The 18,485-nt window shown below is 72.8% G+C and carries 17 protein-coding genes and 1 pseudogene; 8 read left to right on the plus strand and 10 right to left on the minus strand.

Annotated elements, in window-relative coordinates; translation table 11 throughout:
- The first annotated feature begins 18 nt into the window (after nucleotides 1-18).
- Nucleotides 19-1,527 carry an FUSC family protein gene (locus tag AC0680_RS03015; protein ID WP_478624420.1) on the plus strand — a complete coding sequence of 503 codons (1,509 nt, stop codon included), beginning with the start codon at nucleotides 19-21 and terminating at the stop codon, nucleotides 1,525-1,527.
- A 110-nt stretch (nucleotides 1,528-1,637) separates the two neighbouring features.
- Entirely contained in the window at nucleotides 1,638-2,684 is a 1,047-nt protein-coding gene (locus AC0680_RS03020) for a lactonase family protein (protein ID WP_478624422.1), read from the plus strand.
- A 20-nt stretch (nucleotides 2,685-2,704) separates the two neighbouring features.
- On the opposite strand, the gene AC0680_RS03025 is transcribed toward AC0680_RS03020, so the two are convergent.
- From AC0680_RS03025 to AC0680_RS03055, 7 genes are all read right to left on the minus strand, one after another.
- Nucleotides 2,705-3,046 carry a nuclear transport factor 2 family protein gene (locus tag AC0680_RS03025; protein WP_478624423.1) on the minus strand — a complete coding sequence of 114 codons (342 nt, stop codon included), beginning with the start codon at nucleotides 3,044-3,046 and terminating at the stop codon, nucleotides 2,705-2,707.
- A 218-nt stretch (nucleotides 3,047-3,264) separates the two neighbouring features.
- On the minus strand, nucleotides 3,265-4,221 hold the full coding sequence (locus tag AC0680_RS03030; protein WP_478624425.1) for a sirohydrochlorin chelatase: 957 nt from the start codon (nucleotides 4,219-4,221) through the stop codon (nucleotides 3,265-3,267).
- 95 nt (nucleotides 4,222-4,316) lie between these two features.
- Nucleotides 4,317-5,351, minus strand: coding sequence for an N-acetylglucosamine kinase (locus tag AC0680_RS03035; RefSeq protein WP_478624426.1), 1,035 nt, complete (start codon nucleotides 5,349-5,351; stop codon nucleotides 4,317-4,319).
- Complete coding sequence (locus tag AC0680_RS03040; protein ID WP_478624428.1) at nucleotides 5,344-6,399, minus strand: LURP-one-related family protein; 1,056 nt, start codon at nucleotides 6,397-6,399, stop codon at nucleotides 5,344-5,346. The genes AC0680_RS03035 and AC0680_RS03040 overlap by 8 nt, the downstream gene beginning before the upstream one ends.
- A 26-nt stretch (nucleotides 6,400-6,425) precedes the next feature.
- On the minus strand, nucleotides 6,426-7,103 hold the full coding sequence (locus AC0680_RS03045) for a uracil-DNA glycosylase (protein ID WP_468983652.1): 678 nt from the start codon (nucleotides 7,101-7,103) through the stop codon (nucleotides 6,426-6,428).
- Nucleotides 7,104-7,205: 102 nt separating this feature from the next.
- Complete coding sequence (locus AC0680_RS03050; protein ID WP_478624430.1) at nucleotides 7,206-8,291, minus strand: WD40/YVTN/BNR-like repeat-containing protein; 1,086 nt, start codon at nucleotides 8,289-8,291, stop codon at nucleotides 7,206-7,208.
- A 182-nt stretch (nucleotides 8,292-8,473) separates the two neighbouring features.
- A complete protein-coding gene (locus AC0680_RS03055; protein ID WP_478624431.1) occupies nucleotides 8,474-9,577 on the minus strand; it encodes an NADH:flavin oxidoreductase/NADH oxidase in 1,104 nt (367 codons plus the stop codon).
- 178 nt (nucleotides 9,578-9,755) lie between these two features.
- Between AC0680_RS03055 and AC0680_RS03060 the strand changes: the two genes are divergently transcribed.
- Nucleotides 9,756-10,127 (plus strand): ArsR/SmtB family transcription factor, encoded by a 372-nt coding sequence (locus AC0680_RS03060; protein ID WP_478624433.1) that lies wholly within the window; start codon nucleotides 9,756-9,758, stop codon nucleotides 10,125-10,127.
- A gap of 45 nt (nucleotides 10,128-10,172) precedes the next feature.
- Here AC0680_RS03060 and AC0680_RS03065 read toward each other — a convergent pair whose 3' ends face one another.
- Nucleotides 10,173-11,543, minus strand: coding sequence for an FAD-dependent oxidoreductase (locus AC0680_RS03065; RefSeq protein WP_478624435.1), 1,371 nt, complete (start codon nucleotides 11,541-11,543; stop codon nucleotides 10,173-10,175).
- 137 nt (nucleotides 11,544-11,680) lie between these two features.
- Between AC0680_RS03065 and AC0680_RS03070 the strand changes: the two genes are divergently transcribed.
- On the plus strand, nucleotides 11,681-12,628 hold the full coding sequence (locus AC0680_RS03070; protein WP_478624437.1) for a DUF6214 family protein: 948 nt from the start codon (nucleotides 11,681-11,683) through the stop codon (nucleotides 12,626-12,628).
- Nucleotides 12,629-12,731: 103 nt separating this feature from the next.
- Here the strand turns inward: AC0680_RS03070 and AC0680_RS03075 are convergent, their stop codons facing one another.
- Nucleotides 12,732-13,436 (minus strand): DUF305 domain-containing protein, encoded by a 705-nt coding sequence (locus tag AC0680_RS03075; protein WP_478624438.1) that lies wholly within the window; start codon nucleotides 13,434-13,436, stop codon nucleotides 12,732-12,734.
- 156 nt (nucleotides 13,437-13,592) lie between these two features.
- On the opposite strand from AC0680_RS03075, the gene AC0680_RS03080 reads away from it, so the two are divergent.
- Complete coding sequence (locus AC0680_RS03080) at nucleotides 13,593-15,077, plus strand: LVIVD repeat-containing protein (RefSeq protein ID WP_478624439.1); 1,485 nt, start codon at nucleotides 13,593-13,595, stop codon at nucleotides 15,075-15,077.
- Nucleotides 15,078-15,098: 21 nt separating this feature from the next.
- Here AC0680_RS03080 and AC0680_RS03085 read toward each other — a convergent pair.
- Nucleotides 15,099-15,720 (minus strand): annotated as a pseudogene (locus AC0680_RS03085) (TetR/AcrR family transcriptional regulator); the annotation flags it as partial.
- A 620-nt stretch (nucleotides 15,721-16,340) separates the two neighbouring features.
- Here AC0680_RS03085 and AC0680_RS03090 point away from each other — a divergent pair.
- The 3 genes from AC0680_RS03090 (at nucleotide 16,341) to fes (ending at nucleotide 18,368) form a co-directional block, all read left to right on the plus strand.
- Nucleotides 16,341-16,631, plus strand: a complete 291-nt coding sequence (locus AC0680_RS03090; RefSeq protein WP_478624440.1) for a hypothetical protein — start codon at nucleotides 16,341-16,343, stop codon at nucleotides 16,629-16,631.
- Nucleotides 16,632-16,662: 31 nt separating this feature from the next.
- The gene (locus AC0680_RS03095; protein WP_478624441.1) at nucleotides 16,663-16,959 is read left to right on the plus strand and encodes a hypothetical protein; all 297 of its coding nucleotides are present in this window, start codon (nucleotides 16,663-16,665) and stop codon (nucleotides 16,957-16,959) included.
- Nucleotides 16,960-17,105: 146 nt separating this feature from the next.
- Nucleotides 17,106-18,368, plus strand: coding sequence for an enterochelin esterase (fes, locus tag AC0680_RS03100; RefSeq protein WP_478624443.1), 1,263 nt, complete (start codon nucleotides 17,106-17,108; stop codon nucleotides 18,366-18,368).
- The last annotated feature ends 117 nt before the right edge of the window (nucleotides 18,369-18,485 follow it).

Consider the following 18,485-nt stretch of genomic DNA (forward strand, 5'->3'; position numbering starts at 1 on the left):
AGGGGGCGGTTTCCGCACGTGAAGAAGATCTTTGTGGCACCGGACCCGGGCCGGCTGCGCCTGCGTACGTCCCTGCGGGCCGTCCTGGGGATCGCGCTCGCCGTCACCGCCGCCGAACTGGCCGGGCTCCCGCTGCCGGCCTCGATCCTCGGCGGTCTCGCGGCGCTCCTGGCCCTCTTCACCGTCGGCGACCCGACCGTCCGCGGCCAGGCCGGCACCACCGCCCTGCTGCCGGTCGTCGGGCTGCCCGTCCTCGCGCTCGCCACCGCCCTGCACGAGCTGCCGACGGCGCGTGACGCGGTCTTCCTGCTCGTGGTCTTCTGCGGGGTCTACGCCCGCCGCTGGGGACCGCGCGGCCAGGCGCTGGGCATCTTCGCGTTCATGATGATCTTCGCGGCGCAGTTCCTGCACGCCGTTCCCGCGCAGCTTCCGCAACTCGCCGCGGCGGTGGCGCTGGCACTGGTCGCGAGCAGTACGGTCCGCTTCGGCATCTGGTGCCTGGAGCGGCGCACCCCGCCGCCGGCCGCCCCCGCGCCGCTCGTGAGCCGCGGTCTCGCCCGCCCCACCACCCGGCTCGCCGTCCAGAACACCCTGGCCTGCGCGCTCGCCCTCGCGGTCGGCCAGGCGGTCTCCAGCGAACGCTGGTACTGGGCCGTGGGCACCGCCTGGTGGATCTTCGTCAACACCTCCTCCCGCGGGGAGACGCTGGTCCGCGGCTTCCGCCGGGTGGTGGGCACCGTCGTCGGCATCGCGGCCGGCCTGGTGGTCGCCGTCCCGTTGCACGGCGCCGCCGCCCCCACCGCCGCCCTGGTCGCCGTCTGCGTGTTCGGCATCTTCTACACCGCGGGCCCCTCGTACAGCTGGATGATGTTCTTCGTCACCGTCATGGCCGGGCTGCTGTACGGCCTGCTGGGCGTGCTGCACCCCGGACTCCTCGCGCTGCGCTTCGAGCAGACTCTCGTCGGCGCGCTGGGCGCGGCGCTGGCCGTCGCGCTGGTGCTGCCGGTCACCACGCACGCGGCGACCGACGCCTGGATCCAGCGCGCCGTGACGTGCGTCCGCGACTGCACCGCCGCCTCCGCCCGCCGGCTGGCCGGCGATCTGCACGCCGACCCGTCCCCGCACGTCGCCGAGCTCGAACTGCTGCTGGCACGGGTGCGGCTCTCGCTCGCGCCGCTGCTGCATCCGCTGAGCCCGCTGCGGCACCGCAAGGCCCGGGCCCGGCAGGTCATGACCTACCTGGACGACTGCGCCGCCCAGGTCCGGGGCCTGGCCGAGGTGGCCGCCGACCCGGCCGCCTCGCACGACGCCCGGCTGACCGCCGCCTGCCAGCGCGTCGAGGCCGTCGTCGGCACCCTCTTCGCGCCCGGCGCCGAGCCCGCGGCCACCCCCGAGACCCCCGCCGCGACCGCCCACCACCCCGGCGCCGAACGCGCCCTGGCGCATCTGCACAGCCTGGAGTCCGCCCTCACCGCCCTCGCCCATCCGGTGCGCAGCTCACCGCGGGCACCGTTCGCGGCGTCCTGAGGCCGCGCCGGGCCCCCGGCCGCATTCCGGCCATCGCCCAGGACACCCCGGCCGCGGCTGTTAGCGTCGCCGGAGCACCTCAGGCGGGCAGGCGGACGAAGGGCGGACCAGTGGGGACCAGCGACAGCGGCCGGCGGGCGTACATCGGATCCTTCACCACCGCCGGCGGCCCCGGGATCACCACCGCGGCCGTCGACCCGGAGTCCGGGGCCCTCACCCCGCTGTACTCCACCGACGCCCTCGCCAACCCCTCCTATCTGGTCCCGAGCCCCGACGGGCGCCACCTCTACGCGGTCAGCGAGACCACCGACGGCGCGGTGGCGGCCTTCACCCTCACACCCCGAGGGCCCGAGCTGCTCGCGCCCGCCGTCCCCGTGGACGGCGCCGACCCCACCCACCTCACCCTGGTCGCCGGCCACCTCGTCACCGCCAACTACAGCTCCGGCAGCGTCAGCACGCTCCCCCTACGGGCCGACGGCTCGCTCGGCGGCCCGGCCACCGTGCTCTCCCACCAGGGCAGCGGCCCGCGGGCCGACCGCCAGGAGGGCCCGCACGCGCACGCCGTGCTGCCCGCCCCCGGAGCGGGCCGGCTGCTCAGCGTCGACCTGGGCACCGACTCCGTCCGGATCTGCGCGCTCGGCACCGACGGGGCCCTGGCCCTGCACGACGAGGTACGCCTGCGGCCCGGCAGCGGCCCGCGCCACCTCGCCTTCCACCCGCGCGGCGACCGCGCCTACGTCATCAACGAACTCGACCCGACGGTGACGGTCTGCCGGTGGGACGCCGAGGGCGGCGCGCTGACGCCCCTGGGGGAGACCCGTCTCCTCCCGGACGGAGCCGGGGCGGCGGCCACCTTCCCCTCCGCGCTCGTGCTCTCCGCGGACGGCAGGTTCGCCTGGGCCGCCAACCGGGGCCACGACAGCATCTCGGTCCTCGCCCTCGACGCCTCCGGCGATACCGCGACCCTCGTCACCACCGTTGCCTGCGGTGGCCATTGGCCCCGCGATCTGGCGCTCGCGCCCGACGGCCGGCACCTCTACGCGGCCAACGAGCGCTCCGGCGACGTCACCTGGTTCACCGTCGACCAGCGGACCGGCATCCCGGTCCGCGGCGGCGCCGTCCCGGCACCGGCCGCCTCCTGCGTCGTCTTCGTCTGACGGACCGCCCACGGGGCGGCTCACCCCTCGGGGAAGCGGCCGCCGAAGTACACCTGGACCTCGGTGATCCGGCCGTCGCGCACCGTCTGCACCTCGACGTTGCGATGGCGCTCACCGGTCTTCAGCTCGTAGGCGTAGCGGACGTAGACCTGGTGGTCGTCGATGGCCACCGCGTCGAGGATCTCCTGCCGGCGCAGCCGGTCCGCGGTCGGGAAGCAGACCCGGAGGAAGGCGGCCTTGTCGAGGTGGTCGTCCTGGGGGCTGGTGAAGACGAAGTCGTCGGCGAGCAGCCGGTCGATGGCTTCGCGGTCCTGGGCGAGGTAGGCGGCGAAAGCCGCGCGGACGATGTCGATGTTCGTCATGGACGTCCTTCCCGAGGCTCTGTGGGGCTCTCTGGCGAGCGTAGGGCCGCCCGCCCGCCGGCAACGCGACCGATGCGCCCGCAGGCCGTCTGGCGCCCGTCTGCGCCGCTCGGAGGGAGTCGTGGCGCCGACCGCCGGCCGGGAAACGCGCAGGGCCGCCCCGCGCACTGCGCGAAGACGGCCCTGACGAGGCGATCGTTGCCCTGGCGGCGCCCGCCCTAGCGGACCGGCGCCCCCTGCGCCTGCGTCGGCAGGGTGATGCCCACCGCCGCCGCGTAGTTCGACAGCACCAGCCGGCCCACCGCGCCGTAGGCGCCCAGCGCCTCGGCCGACGCGCAGCCCGCCTCCGCCGCGGCCGCCCCCACAAGGCCGTCGGCGATCTCCGGGCCGATCAGGTACGGGGCCAGCGCCAGCTGCTGCGAACCGGAGCCGCGCAGCTGCTCGGCCGTACGGGAGATGGCACCCTCCTCGTCCAGCGCGGCGGCGAGCACGGGCACCGCGAGCCGGGCGGAGAGCAGCATGCCGGTGATCCCGGCGGCCTGCACGGCCTCGTCGCCGCCCACGGTGGCCAGGATGATGCCGTCCGCGGCCGTGGCGACCGTGAACAGCCGGGCGCGGTCGGCGCGCGCCAGACCGGCCTCGGAGAGCCGGACGTGCAGCGCCTCGGCGAGCAGCGGGTGCGGGCCCAGGACGTCGGTCAGCTCGGCGCCGGAACCGCTGTTCATCATCGCCTGGCGTATCCGGCGCAGCAGGGCGCTGTCCGGCCCGGCCAGCAGCGGCACGACCACCGCGGCGGGAGCCGGGTCGGGCTGCCCGGCGGCGTCCGCACGGGCCTTCTGCTCGGCCGCGGCGTGCGCCAGCACGGCCTCCAGGGACGGGAACTCGTCGTCGCCGCCGTCCACGTAGCCGATCCGGGCGTCGAGGCCCGGCAGTTCGGACCGGGCGATGCTGGAGACCTCCTCCGCCAGGCTGCGCGAGGCGGAGGTGGGGGTGCCGGGCACGGCCAGCACCAGGGCGGGTGCGCCCTCGGGTGCGGCGAGCGGCTCCGGCTTGCGGTGGCGGCCGGACTGCCGCGCGCGCGGCATTCGTACAGGCAGGCCGGGTGCGGCTCCAGGGCTCGGGGGTGCGGCGTCAAAATCGTGCGAGCCAGGTGCGGGCCCAGTGGGGGAACTCATGGCGCCGCATGCTAACGCCTCGGACCGCCCCCGCGCGGAGGGAGGGTTCGGTGCCGAGGTATCCGTCCCGTTTTATCCCGCGCGTCATGGTGGTGCTACCCCGGCGCAGGCCGTGTGATCTGCAACAACTTCACATCGGCGGGCAGCAGCAGGCGGTCGCCGGCCAGCGCCGCGGCGACCGCCAGCGCCCCGTCGAGCGGGCTGCCGGCGGCATCCGCGAGGCGGGCGCGCGGGAGTCGATCGGCGAGCGCCGTGCGCAGCGGAGCCAGCAGTGGCGCGCCGATTGCGAACAGTCCACCGGTGCAGGCCACCACGCGGCCGGCGCCCGGCGGGCAGACCGCGGCCGCGGCGTCGGCGAGGTGGCCGGCGGCGGCCCGCAGGATGCCGGACGCCACCGCGTCGTCCTCCCCGGCGCAGCGGGCGACTTCGGGGGCGAACGAGGCCAGTACGGCCGGCCGGTCCGGGCGCGGGTAGAGCGCGCCGGGCAGCCCGTCGACCGGCCCGAACACCGCTTCGGCGCGCGCCAGCAGGGCGCCCGAACCGCCGGGCCGCCCGTCGTGGGCGCGCAGCGCGGCCTCCAGACCGGCCCGGCCGATCCAGGCGCCGCTGCCGCAGTCGCCCAGCAGATGGCCCCAGCCGTCCGCGCGCCGCCACCCGCCCGCCGCGGTCAGGTCGGTGCCCAGGGCGATCACGCCGGTCCCCGCGGCGACTACGGCGCCCGGCCGCTGGCCCAGCGCCCCCGCGTACGCGGTCACCGCGTCCGCGGCGAGCGCGAGCGAGCGCACCCCGAACGCGGTGGCCAGCGCGGCCGGCAGCCGGGCGCGCAGCTCGTCGCCCAGCGACGCCATGCCGGCCGCGCCGACACACGCAGCCGTGAACCCGTCCGCGCCCACTTCGTGCGCCAACTTCTCGGCGGCGGGAAGGAGTTGGGACAGCAGGTGCGCGGCGTCGATACCGGCGGGGCCGGTGCGCACCGGCTCGTCCGAGGTGTACGAGGCCGGCGGCCGCGTGCCGGCGTCGTCGGCGCGGGCCACGGCGATCCGCAGCCCCGAGCCGCCCGAGTCGACGCCGAGGACATGGCCCCGCCCGGTCCCGGTCGCCTCCGGGCCGCGGCCCTGGGACTCAGCCAAAGCCGCGGGCGTCCTGCTTGAGGGCGGTGTCGACGGTCAGGGCCGTGGCGACGACCAGGCTCAGCAGCGGGTCGGGCAGCTGATGGTGGATCTGCAGGACGTAGTTGTCCGCGGTCGTGAACATCGTCTTGGCCAGGCCCTCCCAGGTCTTGGTGATCCGGGCGACCTCGGTGTCGGCGTGGTCGACGATCGCGAAGTTCCAGGCGCGCCAGTTCTCGGCCTTGATGGCGCCGATCTGCTGGCCGTTGACCATCATCGCGAAGTTGATCTTCCCGATGGCGTTCTGCTGCACGATCTCGCCGACCGGAGAGCCGTCCGGACGCTCGACGATCACTTTGGACTTGATGAACTTCGCGGGCCGGGTCAGCACCAGCTGCGGCTGGCCGTAGCCGTCCCGGATCTCCAGCTTGTGGGTCATGTACTGATCGAGGCTGGAGACGACCCGCAGGACCTTCTTGGCCGTGCTCTGGCCGACCTGGACGACCGTGCCGATGGTGTTGCCGTGCTGGTCGAAGACGCTGTACTCGTTGGTGACCTCGATCAGCTTGGCCTTCTGGTTGACCACCAGCACCGGCTCGGTGAACAGCGTGCCGCCGCCCGGACCGGTGGGTGCCACTCCGGCCTGCTGCTGTACCTGCTGCTGCACGGCGCCCGGGTGCGCGCCCTGTGCTCCCGGCATCGGCTGCTGACCGTAGGGCTGCTGCGCCGGCACGCCGGGCGCCTGCTGGCCCATCATCTGCTGGGGGTGGCCGTGGCCCTGCTGGCCGTACGGCGCGCCGCCCTGCTGCTGACCCTGATACGGGGCGGCCTGGGCCTGCGCCGCCGGCTGCTGCTGCGGCGCGAACTGCGCGGGCGCCTGCTGCCCGGCCGGCTGCTGTTGCGCGGGCTGCTGGGGGCCGGGCTGAGCGGCCTGGGCCTGGGCCGGGGCGGCGGCCTGCTGCCCCGGGTGTGTGTGCTCCGTCCACTGGGACCCGTCCCACCAGCGAAGTTGGTGGGGGGTGCCCTGCGGGTCGGCATACCAACCCGCAGGGATGTTCGCATTCGTCATGCGGGGCACACTATCGTCGCCCACTGTCAGGGCAGCCTCCAGTCGACGGGCTGTGCGCCCTGCCGGGCCAGCAGGTCGTTCACCCGGCTGAAGGGCCGCGAGCCGAAGAAGCCCCGGTCCGCCGACATGGGGGAGGGGTGCGCGGACTCGACGGCCGGCAGATCGCCCAGCAGCGGCCGCAGATTGCGCGCATCGCGCCCCCACAGCACCGACACCAGCGGACGGTCGCGGGCCACCAGTGCGCGGATGGCCTGCTCGGTGACCTCCTCCCAGCCCTTGCCGCGGTGTGCGGCGGGCTTGCGGGGCGCGGTGGTCAGGGCTCTGTTCAGCAGCAGTACGCCCTGGCGCGTCCACGGGGTCAGATCGCCGTTCGACGGCCGGGGCAGGCCGAGGTCGGAGTGCAGCTCGCGGAAGATGTTCTCCAGGCTCCCGGGCAGCGGGCGGACGTCGGGCGCCACCGAGAAGCTGAGCCCGACCGCATGCCCCGGTGTGGGGTAGGGGTCCTGTCCGACGATCAGCACCCGCACCTCGTCGAAGGGCTGTTGGAAGGCGCGCAGCACGTTGTTGCCGGCCGGCAGATAGGTCCGTCCCGCGGCGATCTCCGCCCGCAGGAAGTCGCCCATCGCGGCGATTCGGTCGGCTACGGGCTCAAGTGCCTTGGCCCAGCCTGGTTCGACGATGTCTTGGAGAGGTCGTGCAGCCACGGGATCACCCTACTGGCCGAGGGCCGCTCCCCATTAATCGATGGCCTGTGCTTGCGCGGGGCGGGCCGCGGAACTCCTCGGCTGCCCGGTCGCGTTGTCCGCTCATGCGACGGCCGCCGCCCGCACACACAGCACATCCGGCAGATGGGCGGCGAGCTGCTGCCAGCTGTCGCCGTCGTCCGCGCTGGCGTACACCTCGCCGTTGCGATTGCCGAAATACACTCCCGCGGGGTCGTTGTCGTCGACCGACAGCGCGTCCCTGAGCACCGTGCCGTAATGCTCCTCCGCCGGCAGGCCCTCGCTGAGGGGCTCCCAGCTCCGGCCGGCGTCGGTCGTGCGGAAGACCCGGCAGCGGTGCTCGGCGGGCACCCGGTCGATGTCGGCGGTGATCGGGAAGAGGTAGGCGACATCGCCTCGGTGCGGATGGGCGGCCACGGCGAAGCCGAAGTCCGAGGGCAGCCCGCCGCCGATGTCCGTCCACCGTGCGCCGGCGTCGTCGCTGCGGTAGACGCCCCAGTGGTTCTGCAGATACAGGCGGTCGCGGTTCACCGGGTCCTGCGCGATCTTGTGGACGCACTGGCCGAACTCGGGGTGCTGGTCCGGCAGGAAGACCGCCTGGACGCCCTTGTTCGACGGTGCCCAGCTGGCGCCGCCGTCGAGGGTGCGGAAGACGCCGGCCGCGGAGACCGCGACCGTGACCGCGTCGGCGTCCCGCGGGTCGGTGATCACCGTGTGGACCGCCAGGCCACCGCCGCCGGGGACCCATTTCCCGCGGCTGGGGTGGTCCCACAGCGCCCGGACGAGCTCGAAGGTCTCGCCGCCGTCCTCGGAGCGGAACAGGCCGCCGGGCTCGGTGCCCGCGTACACCACGTCCGGGGCGGCCGGGCCCGCCGGATGCAGCTGCCACACCCGCTCCAGTGAAGTGCCGGTGTGCTTGGGGTACTTGATCGCCGGGCGGGAGGGCTCCTGCCAGGTGTCGCCCAGGTCGTCGGAGTGGAAGACGGACGGGCCCCAGTGGGCGCTGTCGGCGCCGGCCAGCAGCCGGGGCGTCGCACGGCGGCTGTCGATCCCGAGGGAGTACACCGCCTGTGAGGGGAAATGGGGGCCGCTGAACTCCCAGTCGCCGTGCCGCCGCCGGCCGGTGAAGAGCCCTTTGCGGGTGCCCACCGCGAGTAGTACGTCGGTCATTGCCGGAACACCTCCGGGACGCCGTTGTCTCAGACAGTGGCAAGTCTGCACCCGACCACTGACAACGGCGTCCCGGCGGCTGTTCGCGCAGGTCACACGGTGCGGTGCGGATCCGCTCACACGGTGCGGCGCGGCATCGGCCGCGCCGCGGCGCACCCAGCCCGCACCGTCGCCGCGCCGCGTCAGACGGCGCGGTGGTACTGCTGCGGAACCCGGATCTGCGCCCCCAGCTCCCGCGCCGCGTGCTGCGCGAAGCTGGGCGTGCGCAGGAGTTCGCGGCCCAGCAGTACGGCGTCGGCCTGGCCGTCGGCGATGATCTTCTCGGCCTGCCGCGCCTCGGTGATCAGCCCCACGGTGCCCACGGCCAGACCGGCCTCCTTCTTGACCCGCTCGGCGAACGGCACCTGGTAGCCGGGCCCCGTGGTGATCTTCGCGTCCGGTGCGTTGCCGCCCGTGGAGGTGTCCAGCAGGTCGACGCCGTGCTCCTTGAGGTCCCGGGCGAAGCGCACGGTGTCGTCGGCGGTCCAGCCCTCGCGGTCGTCGCTCTCGTCCTCGGTGAGCCAGTCGGTCGCCGAGATCCGGAAGAAGACCGGCAGCTCGTCGGGCCAGACCTCGCGCACCGCGTCCACGACCTCCAGCGCGAACCGTGTCCGGTTCTCGTAGGAGCCGCCGTACGCGTCGGTGCGCCGGTTGGTGAACGGCGAGAGGAACTGATTGATCAAGTAGCCGTGGGCGCCGTGGATCTCGGCCACCTCGAAGCCGGCGTCCAGCGCCCGCCGGGCCGTCGCCCCGAACCGCGCGACGAGCTCGTGGATCTGCTCCACGGACAGCGCGGACGGAGTGGCGAACCCCTCGCCGAACGGCAGCGGGCTCGGCCCGACCGGCTCCCAGCCGTGTCGCTGACCGGGGAGGAGCGGGCCGCCGCGGTTCACCCAGGTGCGCTCGGTGGACGCCTTGCGGCCGGCGTGGGCGATCTGGATTCCCGCGACGGCCCCCTGCGCCTTGAGGAAGTCGGTGATGCGCCGGAAGGCCTCGGTCTGCGCGTCGTTCCACAGCCCGAGGTCGTACGGGCTGATCCGCCCTTCCGGGCTCACCGCGGTCGCCTCCGTGAGGATCAGGCCCGTCCCGCCCGCGGCCCGTGCCGCCAGGTGCTGGAAGTGCCAGTCGCCGGGCACGCCCTGGCCCGGGCCCTCGGGATCCGCGGAGTACTGGCACATGGGCGCCATCCAGAGGCGGTTCGGGATGGTCAGCGAGCGAAGGGTGAGGGGCTCGAACAGTGCGCTCACGGCAGGCTCCTGTGCGTGGAGAGGAGCGGGCTCCGGTCGGGCCCGCACTCATACGATAAGCGTCGTACTACGGTGGATGTCAAACTACGATGCTTCTCGTACAATGAGCGGGCGGACAATGAACGCACGGGAAGGGCGCCGCGCCGATCCGGGTCCCGCAGACCAGTCAGGAGCCGTCATGCCGACCGATACGACGCCGCCGGGCGCCCCGCCGGGCTCCCGTTCGCTGGAGCACCCGGCCCGCGAGGACATCAGGCTCACCGACGTCCTGCATGCCCTCTCCGACCCGATGCGGCTGCGCATCGTGTGCACCCTGGCCGCCGCCGACGGCGAGCTGAACTGCGCGGACATCGAGCTCCCGGTGAGCAAGTCGACCTGCACCCACCACTACCGGGTGCTGCGCGAGCACGGCGTCATCCAGCAGCTCTACCGCGGCACCGCGAAGATGAACCGGCTGCGCGAGGCCGACCTGGACGCCCTCTTCCCCGGCCTGCTCGACGGCGTCCTGCGGGCGGCGGAACTGCAGGAGCGCCGCCTCGACGAGTCGTAGCAGCCTCGGCGCGTCGGCGGCCCCGCCGCGCGGTAGCCGGAACGGTCAGCCGGTCACGTCCGCCGAGTGGGCCGCCTCCAGCAGCCCTTGCCAGTCCGGGAGTTTGACGGTGCCGCGCCCCAGGCCGCGTCCCCACTCCGCCTCCGCGGCCTCGATGGCCAGCCAGCCCGGCCACGGGACCGGCCGCTGTCCCGCGCGGGTCAGCGCGGCCACCGGGTCGTCGGCCGTCGCGCGCTCCGCCAGCGTCGCGGCGTCCGCCAGGAGCGACAGCGCGGTCTCCTTCGCGCACGGCCGGTTGGTGCCGATCACCCCCGTGGGGCCCCGCTTGATCCAGCCCGCCACATACACGCCGGGCAGCGGCGTCCCGTTGCGCAGCACCCGGCCTTCCTTGTGCGGCACCGTTCCGGTCGCCTCGTCGAACGGCAGGCCCGGCTGCGGCGTCCCCCGATAGCCGACCGAGCGCAGCACCAACTGGCCCTCGATCTCCTCGAATTCACCGGTGCCCGTGACGCCGCCGTGGCCGTCGGGCGCGGTCCGCTCGAACCGCACCGCGCGCACCCCGGTGGCGTCGCCGAGCACCTCCACGGGGCGCAGGAAGAACCGCAGATGGATCCGCCGCCCGTGCTCCTGCGCGGGTGCCGCGTCCGCCGGACGCTCCGCCCACCCGCGCAGCACCTCGACGTTCCGCCGGCCCACCGCCGGCAGCTCGGCGGGATCCCGGTACGCCGGATCCAGCGCCAGTTCGTCGGGGCGCACGACCACCTGCGTGCCCGGAAGGGAGCCCAGTTCCCGCAGCTCCTTGGTGGTGAACTTGGCCTGCGAGGGCCCGCGTCTGCCGATCATCCAGACGTCCTCGACGCGGCTGTCCGCGAGCGCGCCGAGCGGCCCCTGCGGCATGTCGGTGGCCGCGAGTTCGACGGCCCGGCGCGAGAGCATCCGGGCCACGTCCACCGCCACGTTCCCCACGCCGATCACGATGGCGGACCGCGCCGCGAGGGCGAAGCGGGTCGAGGCCGCGTCCGGGTGTGCGCTGTACCAGGCGACGAACTCGGTGGCCGGATGGCTGCCGGGCAGGTCCTCACCGGGGATGCCCAGGTGCCGGTCGGTGGCGGCGCCCACGCAGAACACCACCGCGTCGAAGATCTCCCGCAACTCCTGGACGCCCAGTCCCGGTGCGCCCACCTCCACATTGCCCAGGAAGTGCACCCCGGGGTGCTCCAGCACCGTACGCAGATTGTTCTGCAGCGATTTGATCTTCTCGTGGTCCGGTGCGACGCCGTAGCGCACCAGACCGTACGGGCAGGGCAGCCGGTCCAGGACGTACACCTCGATGTCCGGTACGGTCTGCTGCTCGATCAGGGACTGGGCGGTGTAGACACCGCTGGGTCCGGAACCGATCACTGCGACACGAAGCACGAGTGGCCCCTTCCGCGGGTTACCCCCAGGATCGCACCGGCGGGCGCGCGGCGGGAGATGCGCTATCGGGGTTGCTCCCGTTGGGATGAGCGTGCCGCGCCACTGGCCCGGGTGGGCTGGAGGCTAGGTTTTCAAATGTGTCGGAAAGTGACTTTTATACCGTTAATCACCGATATGAAGCCCAGGGCGCGCCACAGGAGTGGCCCACGTGGGAGCTGCGGGGGCATGGCACGGCCGCGCCCGTTCCCGGGCCCGCCGTCCCGGACGAGGCGACCGGAACCGACGGCCGCGGGTGTCCGCCGCCCCGGCTCGATCCCCTGGGCCCCTGGTGCAGTGCCCGGCTGACCTTCGCCGACGGTGCGCGGATCGATGTCCTTGTGACGGTCTCCGACGACCACATCACCGTCGAGGACGTACGGGCCGACCCGCCGCTGACCCCGGACGGCCTCGCCGACCTGGCCCGCTGGATCGAGGGCCCCCTGGACGACGCCTTCCGGACGGCTACCGGACGGCCGCGAAAGACCCGGCCCGCGCCCCGGCAGCCCGGTCCGGCGGCCACCTCGCCGGAGCAGGCGGGCGGGACGACGACCGGGTCCGCGGACGGGCCGGCGGCCGGTCCGGCACGCGCGACGGTGACGGGCGTGGCACACGGGGCGGTGACCGGCGGCCCGGCGCCGGAGCCGCCGAACGGGGCGGCGCCGCAGGAGGAGACGGCGGAGCCGATGCCGGAAGCGGCACGGGAGCCGGCGGGCGAGTCGGCGTACGGGCCGGCCCCGGAGCCGGCGGGCGCCGGAGCCAAGGCGGTGCAGGGGGCAGCCGCGGAGGGCGCGGTGCGGCCGGCGGCCGAGGCGCCGGGGCCGGGGGAGGGGCCCGAGGAACATGCCCGCTCCGCCCTGCTCGCCCGGTCGCGGGCCGCCGAGCGCCGCAGGCTCGCCGCGGACGCCTACCGCCAGGCCCAGCGGGAGGGGCGCGATCCGGTGCTGGCGGTCATGCTGGCCACCGGCCGCAACCGCCGAAGATCGCTGCGGCTGATCGCCGGCGCCCGCGACGAAGGGCTGCTGACGCCGCGTCACAACAAGCGCTGACCCTCGCACCCATCCGCACGGACGTCCCGGCACACCGCGTCCCGACCGCGCGGCCCGCCCTGCGTCCGTCGCGACACCGCCCGTCCGGCCGCCCCCGCCGCGTCTACCGCGGCGCCGCCCGCATCCGCTGCATCCGTCCGATCTCGGCGCTCTGCTGCGCGATGACATCGTCGGCCATCTCTTCGACGAGCGTGTTCCGGCCCGCGGAGAGCACCTCGGTGGCCATGGTGACCGCGCCCCGGTGGTGGGCGATCATCAACGTCAGGAAGAGCGCGTCGAACTTCGCTCCGCGCGCCGCCCGCAGCCGTTCGAGCTGAGCGGCACCGGCCATTCCGGGCATGTCCCCGTGGTGGTGGCCGGCCTCCGCGCGCGGCCCGCCATGGCCGCTCAGCCAGCCCTTCATCGCGCCGATCTCCGGCCCCTGGGCGGCGGCGATCCGCGCCGCCAGCCGCTCGACCCGCGCATCGGCGGCGTACCGCTCGGCCAGGGCCGTCATCACCAGCGCCTGCTGATGGTGCGGGATCATCATCTGGACGTAGCCGAAGTCGGCGGAGTTGGGGGCGTCGTCGCCGCGAGCCTTCCTGGCCTCGTCGGCGGTGAGCACCTTCGCCGGCTCCCCCGGTTTGCCCGGTGCCACCACCTGGGGGCCACGGCTCCGGCCCGCCTCGGTGGTGCCGCCGTCGGACGAACAGCCGCTCAGTACAAGGCAGACGGCCAGCGCCGAGCCGGCCGCGGCGAGGCCGGGCGCTCTCCTGGGGCGCTCTCTCCTGGGACGCGTCAACGCACACACTCCTGTCCGTCGGACCATCCAAAGGGCCCTGGCCGCCCTGCTGTTGCCGGAAGGGCCACCCGCCCCACTAGGGCGTTACATGTTCATTGCCTTCTATTGATATGTACATGAGCAGCGCGATACTACCGGGGCCAAGAACCGTTCACATCGGAACGGACTCCAAGGGAGGACCTTGTGACGTCGTTGCACAGACCCCGCGTGCGGCGCAGATCCCTCGGCGCGGCGGCCGCGGCCCTCGGGCTCGTGGCCGCCCTCTTCATGGCCCAACCCGCGGCCGCGACCCCCGACCCGGGGGACCACCCCGCCGCGGCCGAGGAGGTCGGCCCCGACCGGGCGGCGGACATCCGGGCCGCGATCAGGAACGGCGAGATCCCCGGCAAGGACGAGGTCGTGCACAGCGACAACGTCCGCCATCTGACCAACATCCCCAAGCAGGCGCTCCAGGGCACCAATTCCGACCTCGCCTTCCAGGGGAAGTACGCCTTCGCCGGCAACTACGACGGCTTCGTCGTCTACGACATCTCCCGCCCCGAGGCGCCCAGGACCGTGAGCCAGGTGCTCTGCCCCGGATCACAGAACGACATCTCGGTCTCCGGAGACCTGCTCTTCCTGTCCACGGACTCCTCGCGCACCGACGACTCCTGCAGCAGCACGCCGCAGCCCGCGACGGAGAAGTCCTCCTGGGAGGGCATGAAGGTCTTCGACATCAGCGACAAGGCGCACCCCAGGTACGTCGCCGCCGTGGAGACCGCCTGCGGTTCGCACACCCACACGCTGGTCCCCGAGCGCCGGAACGTCTACATCTACGTCTCGTCGTACGCGCCCAGCGCGGCCTTCCCCGACTGCCGGCCGCCGCACGACGGGATCTCCGTCATCAAGGTGCCGCGCGCCGCCCCCGAAGAGGCCGCGGTCATCGACTTCCCCGTCCTCTTCCCGGACGGCGGCAACCCCGGCGGACCGACCAACCCGGGCGTGTCGCAGACCACCGGCTGCCATGACATCACCACCTTCCCGAAGCTGAAGCTGGCCGCGGGCGCCTGCATGGGCGACGGTGTGCTCATCGACATCGCGGACCCGGCAGCGCCCAAGGTCATCGACCGGGTCCAGGACAACGTCAACTTCGCCTTCTGGCACTCGGCCACCTTCAACGAGCGGGGAAACAAGGTGGTGTTCACCGACGAGCTGGGCGGCGGCGGCGCGGCCACCTGCAACGCGCAGGTCGGTCCGGACCGCGGTGCCGACGGCATCTACGACATCACCGGCAAGGGCACCCACCGCAAGCTGGTCTTCAAGAGCTACTACAAGATCCCGCGCCACCAGGCCGACACCGAGAACTGCGTGGCCCACAACGGTTCGCTGATCCCCGCCAAGAACCGCGACATCATGGTCCAGGCGTGGTACCAAGGCGGCGTCTCCGTCTGGGACTTCACCGACTCCGCCCACCCCAAGGAGATCGGCTACTTCGAACGCGGCCCGATCTCCACCGACTCACTCGTCTCCGGCGGCGCGTGGTCCGCGTACTACTACAACGGCCACATCTACTCCAACGACATCGCCAAGGGCTTCGACGTCCTCGCGATCGACGACCGCCTTACGGACAGCGCCAAGTCGGTCCGCATGAGAGAGCTCAACGTCCAGACCCAGCCCGACTACCGCTGACGCCTCCGGGCACCGCGTCCGCGACCCGCCGGGCGGCTCAGTCGTCCGGCGGGAAGCCCGACTCCCAGTCCAGCCCGTAGCGCTGGAACAGCTCGGCCCGCAACCGGGCCCGCGGCATCGGCGCCCCCGGCAGCAACATCGGCACCACCGAACCCATCAGCAGTGCCCGCAGTAGCGGATAGTCGGCGTCGGGATCCGCCGATCCGTACGCCACGACCGTCTCGCGCAGCAACTGGGCCAGCCGCTGCTGCTCGGGGCACTGGATGAACCCCTCGGCCGTCAGTATCCCCGCCATGTGCGTACGCATCAGCAGCGGGCGATCATGCGCGAGCCCCAGGATCGCGTCGACGGCCCGCGCCAGCAGCTCCCGTCCCGCGTCCGGCCCGCTCGGCCGGGGCTCGCGCTCCAGCGCGGCCTGCAGGGTCAGGTGCATCAGCCGGTGCACGGCGGACTGCAGCAGTTGGCGCTTACCGGGGAAGTAGTACGAGGCCAGCCCGCGTGCCGCCCCGGCCCGCTGCGCGATGTCCCCGAGCGTGGTCGCCTCGTACCCGCGCTCCCCGACCAGCTCGACCGCCGCCTGCAGCAGACGCTCGCGGGAGCGCCGCCGCAATTCTTCATTGACCGATGCGCTGCGGGGGGACATCCTGTAACTCCTGCGTTGACTGGCTGAGAGCCAATATACTCAGCGCGGCTCCGGATGTCCGTTCTCGGGCGGATTCCGGTCAGACTGCCTGATTCGGGCGAAGCGGGGGATCGCCCGAATCGGGCTCTGCACGTCGGTCTACCTGGGTCCTTGTGCCAGGCAGGCCAAGGTGCGCGTCCCGGTCCTCTTCGGCGGCCCCGCCTTCTTCACGGCCTCCGGCCCCAACACCCGGGCGGGCATGGGGTCTTGGCGAACACCGCAGCATCGGGACCACCGGGGCAGTCCGTCTTGTCGAGTTTCGGTGTCTTCACGACCGTCACGCCGACAGGAACGGTCCGGAAGGAGTGGTCCGTCTTGGGCGGGCGCACGCGCCCCTTCGAACGGCGGAGCAAGCGCCGTAGCCGTGGCCGAAGCGTCACCAGTCGACGGGGACGGTGCTGAACGTCCAGGTCTGAGCAGGCATGGAAACGGCCTGGTTGGCTCGCCATGACGCCCTCCCGCCGCGCGTTGGGTCTCTGTATGGGCCGAGTGGCGCCGGCTTCACGGTCGAGAGACCATGGTCGTTGGGGGATTCAAAGTACTTGGGGGGATTCAAAGCACTTGGCCTTGGGAGCGTAGCCATGAAAACAAAGCCCGCCTGCGGGCCCGAACGCGACCCCGAGTTTTTCGAAGAACTCGATAAATTGTTGGCCCGGCACCCAGAAGCCGCTCGCAGGTATGGGGTGTCTTGTATGAGGGCTGAGCTGGAGATACTGAAGATCGACTTCGATAAGCAAGTAGGGGTGTCACGTATCGAGGACGGTCGGATCATCACGGAGTTCTGCGATCGAGACGACGACATCGTGCGCAGCGCACATCACGCCTGCTGTAAATGGGTTGACCACAAGTGCGTGTGGATATGCCCGGAGTGAACCTCCGCGTTCGACGCTTGGGAGCGTAGCCATGAACGCAAAGCCCGCCTGCGGGCCGGAACGCGACCCCGAGTTCTTCCGTGAAATCGACAAAGTCTTCGCTCAGTATCCCGAAGCTGCTGACAGGTATGCGGTGGCTTGCCTGAGGACTGAGCTCGAAATACTGAAGATCGACTTCAGTAAGCAAGTGGGGGTGTCACGTATCGAGGACGGTCGGATCATCACGGAGTTCTACGATCGAGACGACGACATCGTGCGAAGCTCGCACTACTACTGCTGCGAGTTCAGGCACGGCGAGTGCACACGGAGATGCGAGGTCGACGTCTGAAGGGTGGCCTTTACGCGAGGCGCACTTGGGCATTCGTGATGGCGGCAGTGCCTCCGCCGGCATGGTCGGTCGAGCCGTCCGTGACGCGATCGATGTGAAGGTAAGGTAACCCTAAGTCGATCGCTCGTGGTTCGGAGTCCGCCCGTATGTCAGTACCCGTGCCGCCCCAGGGCACCCCACACCACCCACCCCGGTTGGCCCGCCCCCACCCGCTCGCGCGTCTCGCGCGGCCCGGGTTCCTGCCGGACTCGCCGGGGGATGCCGAGCAGTTCTGGGCCGACGTCCGGCGCCGTGGCACCCCGCTCGTCACGCCGGACCCCGCGGGCGGCGAAGAGTACGCGGCCGTGACGTACCTGTGGCGCGGCACGCCCGCGACCCGCCGGGTGCAGGTGGTACCGAACAAGCTGGCCGACCCCCGGGCGCCCGAGGGCAATCTCATGGAGCGCCTCCCGGGCACCGACGTCTGGCACTGGACGGTCCGGCTGCGCCGCGACTGGCGCGGCACCTACGACCTCCATGTCGACGAGGGCGGCGGTCCCGGCCCCGACGATCCCGACTACTGGCGGTGGCTGCGCACCCAGCGTCGTGCCGACCCGTACAACTCCCGTACGCTGCCGCGTCGTTGGAGCGGCGATCCGGTCGCGTACGCCGAGCTTCCAGGTGCGCCGGACGCGGTGGACTGGGAGCCGAGGGAGGGGGTGGCGCGCGGCACGGTGCGGGACTTCGAGGTGCCGAGCCGGCATCTTGGCGGGCAGCGGCGGGTGTGGTTGTACCGGCCGGCGCTCGAAGCGGGGCAGCCGCCGGAGCTGCCGGTTCTCGTCCTGCTCGACGGAGAGCACTGGCAGCCGCGGCTCGGCGTCGCCCACCTGCTGGACAACCTCATCGCCGACGGCCGGATCCCGCCGCTCGCCGCGGTCCTGCCGGAGTCCGTGGACGCGTCCGCCCGCTGGGCGGAGCTGACCTGCCGTCCGGAGTTCGTGGCCTTCCTCGCGGACGAACTGCTGCCCTGGGCGGCCGGGCGGCTGCCGATCACCCAGGACCCCGCGCGGACGGTGGTCGCCGGGCAGAGCCTCGGCGGGCTCACCGCCGCCTACGCGGCGTTCACGGCCCCGCACCGCTTCGGCAACGCCCTCGCCCAGTCCGGCTCGTTCTGGTGGCCCGACGGCCCACAAGCGGAGTGGCTGACCAGCCGCCTCGCCGCCTCGCCGCGGCTTCCCGTGCGCTTCTGGCTCTCCTTCGGCGAGCAGGAATGGGTGGCCCTGCCCGCCGCCCGGCGGCTGCGGGACACCCTCGCCGCCGCCGGCTACGAGGACGCCGTCTACCGCGAGTTCAACGGCGGCCACGACTACCTGTGCTGGCGCACCGAGCTGGCCGACGGCCTGGTCGGGCTGCTGTCCGGCAAGAGTTGAGCGGGCCCGGGGGGGGGGGGGGGGGGGGGAGGGCGACAAGGCGGGAGGGCGGACACCGCGCCGAACGAGCGACAACGCACACAAAAAAAAGGAGAACAGAAGACACAGGAGAGGAAA

The organism is Streptomyces sp. NPDC043738 (assembly GCF_056436545.1).

What these genes read in the sequence shown, in the direction of transcription:
- AC0680_RS03040 (WP_478624428.1), bottom strand. Translation starts at nt 6,399, where the DNA reads ATGACGAATGCGAACATCCCTGCGGGTTGGTATGCCGACCCGCAGGGC.
- AC0680_RS03075 (WP_478624438.1), bottom strand. Translation starts at nt 13,436, where the DNA reads ATGGTCCGACGGACAGGAGTGTGTGCGTTGACGCGTCCCAGGAGAGAG.
- AC0680_RS03030 (WP_478624425.1), bottom strand. Translation starts at nt 4,221, where the DNA reads ATGAGTTCCCCCACTGGGCCCGCACCTGGCTCGCACGATTTTGACGCC.
- AC0680_RS03060 (WP_478624433.1), top strand. Translation starts at nt 9,756, where the DNA reads ATGCCGACCGATACGACGCCGCCGGGCGCCCCGCCGGGCTCCCGTTCG.
- fes (WP_478624443.1), top strand. Translation starts at nt 17,106, where the DNA reads ATGTCAGTACCCGTGCCGCCCCAGGGCACCCCACACCACCCACCCCGG.
- AC0680_RS03090 (WP_478624440.1), top strand. Translation starts at nt 16,341, where the DNA reads ATGAAAACAAAGCCCGCCTGCGGGCCCGAACGCGACCCCGAGTTTTTC.
- AC0680_RS03025 (WP_478624423.1), bottom strand. Translation starts at nt 3,046, where the DNA reads ATGACGAACATCGACATCGTCCGCGCGGCTTTCGCCGCCTACCTCGCC.
- AC0680_RS03050 (WP_478624430.1), bottom strand. Translation starts at nt 8,291, where the DNA reads ATGACCGACGTACTACTCGCGGTGGGCACCCGCAAAGGGCTCTTCACC.
- AC0680_RS03095 (WP_478624441.1), top strand. Translation starts at nt 16,663, where the DNA reads ATGAACGCAAAGCCCGCCTGCGGGCCGGAACGCGACCCCGAGTTCTTC.